Source organism: Xanthomonas sp. MUS 060 (assembly GCF_000963215.1).
In the GTDB taxonomy this organism is placed as follows: Bacteria; Pseudomonadota; Gammaproteobacteria; order Xanthomonadales; family Xanthomonadaceae; genus Xanthomonas_A.
Window position 1 is genome coordinate 1 of record NZ_JZIM01000073.1, and the last position, 2,450, is coordinate 2,450.

At 61.2% G+C, this 2,450-nt stretch carries 3 protein-coding genes; all 3 read left to right on the forward strand.

Annotated elements, in window-relative coordinates:
* Positions 1 to 141 precede the first annotated feature (141 nt).
* The 3 genes from XANALMUS060_RS16920 to XANALMUS060_RS16930 are packed head-to-tail and all read left to right on the forward strand — an operon-like array spanning position 142 to position 2,356.
* A complete protein-coding gene (locus tag XANALMUS060_RS16920) occupies positions 142 to 600 on the forward strand; it encodes a DUF2924 domain-containing protein (protein ID WP_045739433.1) in 459 nt (152 codons plus the stop codon).
* Positions 597 to 1,985, forward strand: coding sequence for a recombinase family protein (locus XANALMUS060_RS16925; RefSeq protein WP_045739434.1), 1,389 nt, complete (start codon positions 597 to 599; stop codon positions 1,983 to 1,985). The genes XANALMUS060_RS16920 and XANALMUS060_RS16925 overlap by 4 nt, the downstream gene beginning before the upstream one ends.
* Positions 1,986 to 1,996: 11 nt before the next feature.
* Positions 1,997 to 2,356, forward strand: coding sequence for a site-specific recombinase resolvase (locus XANALMUS060_RS16930; RefSeq protein WP_235430602.1), 360 nt, complete (start codon positions 1,997 to 1,999; stop codon positions 2,354 to 2,356).
* The last annotated feature ends 94 nt before the right edge of the window (positions 2,357 to 2,450 follow it).

Consider the following 2,450-nt stretch of genomic DNA (forward strand, 5'->3'; position numbering starts at 1 on the left):
GCGTGCCCAGGAGATCACCACCATCCTTGCGGCGGCAATCGTCCGTACTTTTGTTGCGCAAGTGCGACCCAGTGCCGAGAGTGGACTTGCCTTTTTGCCCGACCAGAGCGTCCATACAACTCCCTATCCGCAGGAGTTTTCATGAACGACCAACGAGCCCAAGTCTCTGTCGCTGCTCAGATCGCGCGGCTGTCCAGTCTGCCTATCGCCGATCTTTGGTTGGTGTGGGATCGCTATTTCACCAGCCGTCCCGGTTACCCCAACCGTGGCTTCATTGAATCGCGCATCGCCTACAAGATCCAGGAGCACGTCTTTGGCGGTCTATCCCACACCACGCGCCAGCGCCTGGAAGCCATCGGCGCCAAGCACTCCAAGATCAAGCTGCGGGCACGACCAGAGGAGATCACCTTTGCGCCTGGCACGGTGTTGCTGCGCGAATGGGGGGAGCGGGAACACACGGTCCGGATCACGGCACAGGGCCTGTTCGAGTACGAGGGCAGCACGTTCAAAAGCCTGACGGCCGTTGCCCGTCGCATTACCGGTACGCATTGGTCTGGCCCGTTGTTCTTTGGCCTGAAAGGCAAAGGCGGTGCACGATGAACGATTTCACGCAGATGGCTTCCACCAAAGCGCGCAAACGCTGTGCCGTCTACTGCCGGGTCTCGTCGGACGAACGTCTGGATCAGGAGTTCAACTCCATCGATGCGCAGAAGGAGGCTGGCCACGCCTATGTGGTCAGCCAGCGCGCCGAGGGATGGATGCGGGTGGCCGACGACTACGACGATCCTGGGTTTTCCGGTGGGAACACAGATCGACCGGGTCTGAAGCGTCTGATAGCCGACATTGAGCGTGGTCAGATCGACATTGTGGTGGTCTACAAGATCGATCGTTTGACGCGCAGCCTGGCCGACTTCTCCAAGATGGTCGAGGTGTTCGAGCGCCACGGCGTGTCCTTCGTGTCGGTCACGCAGCAGTTCAATACGACCACCTCGATGGGACGGCTGATGCTCAACGTCCTGCTGTCCTTCGCCCAGTTCGAGCGGGAGGTCACCGGCGAGCGTATCCGCGACAAGATCGCGGCCTCCAAGCGCAAGGGGATGTGGATGGGCGGCGTGCCGCCCTTGGGTTACGACGTCGAGCACCGCAAGCTGGTGATCAACGAAACCGAGGCCGCCGTGGTGCGCCGGATCTTCGCGCAGATGCTGACCATCGGCTCGCCCACCCAGATCGCCGCCAACCTTGCCGAGGAGGGCATCACCACCAAGGCGTGGAAGACACAAGAGGGGCAGGAGCGCGTAGGCGCACGCATCGACAAGAAATACCTGCACAAACTGCTGCGCAACCGCATCTACCTCGGCGAGTTGTCACACAAGGGCAGTTGGTACACCGGTGTGCATGACGCCATCATCGATCCAGGGTTGTGGGGGCGGGTCCATGAGGTGCTGGCCAAGGACGGGCATCGCCGAGCCGTGGAGACCAAGACCCGGTCACGCACCGATGCGTTGCTACGCGGCCTGCTGTATGCGCCTTCCGGGGAGCGGATGTATCCGACCTACTCGTGCAAGCAGGGGCGTAAATACCACTACTACTTGTCCAAGTCCGAATTACGGTTCGGCGCGTCGGGCAAAAGCTGCGAGCGCCTGCCTGCGCCGGAGATTGAGGCGGCGGTGGTGGCCCAGATCCGCACAGTGCTGGCCAGCCCGGAGTCGGTGGCAGCGGTAGTGCGGCACATCCAACACACCGGTGCCCAGATCGACGAGCCCACCACCGTGATGGCGATGAAGCAGCTCAACGAGGTGTGGGATCAACTGTTCCCGGTCGAACGCCACCGTATCGCCAATTTGATGATCGAGCGCATCGACCTCGTCAATGCCGGCGAGGTGCGCGGGATCAAGGTGAGGTGGCGGGAGATTGGCTGGAGTGCGTTGATCGAAGAGTTTGCACCCAACAGCATCGGTGCCGAATTGCTGGAGGTCGAGGCTTGATGGACGCCTCGATGGAAACCTTTGTACCGCTGACATTTAGCCGCCGTGGTATCCAGCGCGCGGCGGCAGAGCAGGGCAGTGTCCACGACGTTACGCTGATAGAAGGGCTGGCGCGTGCCTTTTACTGGCAGCACCTGTTGGATATCGGTGCTATGCCGAGCGGATCGGCCATCGCGCGTGCCGAGAACCTAGATCAATCGGTTGTCAACGAATCGCTGCGCATGAACCTGCTGGCCCCTGACATCGTGGAGCGGTTCATGGCGGGCAAGCAGCCACCGCAGTTGACCCTGATGTGGTTCCAACGCAATCGCTTGATGGTCGACTGGTACGCCCAGCGTCAGCTCATGGCCAGTCTCGAGGATGAGGCATGAGGACCCTGATGTGGTTCCAACGCAATCGCTTGATGGTCGACTGGTACGCCCAGCGTCAGCTCATGGCCAGTCTCGAGGATGAGGCATGAGCAAC

Coding starts and splice junctions, on each gene's coding strand:
- XANALMUS060_RS16930 (WP_235430602.1), top strand. CDS start 1,997: ATGGAAACCTTTGTACCGCTGACATTTAGCCGCCGTGGTATCCAGCGC.
- XANALMUS060_RS16920 (WP_045739433.1), top strand. CDS start 142: ATGAACGACCAACGAGCCCAAGTCTCTGTCGCTGCTCAGATCGCGCGG.
- XANALMUS060_RS16925 (WP_045739434.1), top strand. CDS start 597: ATGAACGATTTCACGCAGATGGCTTCCACCAAAGCGCGCAAACGCTGT.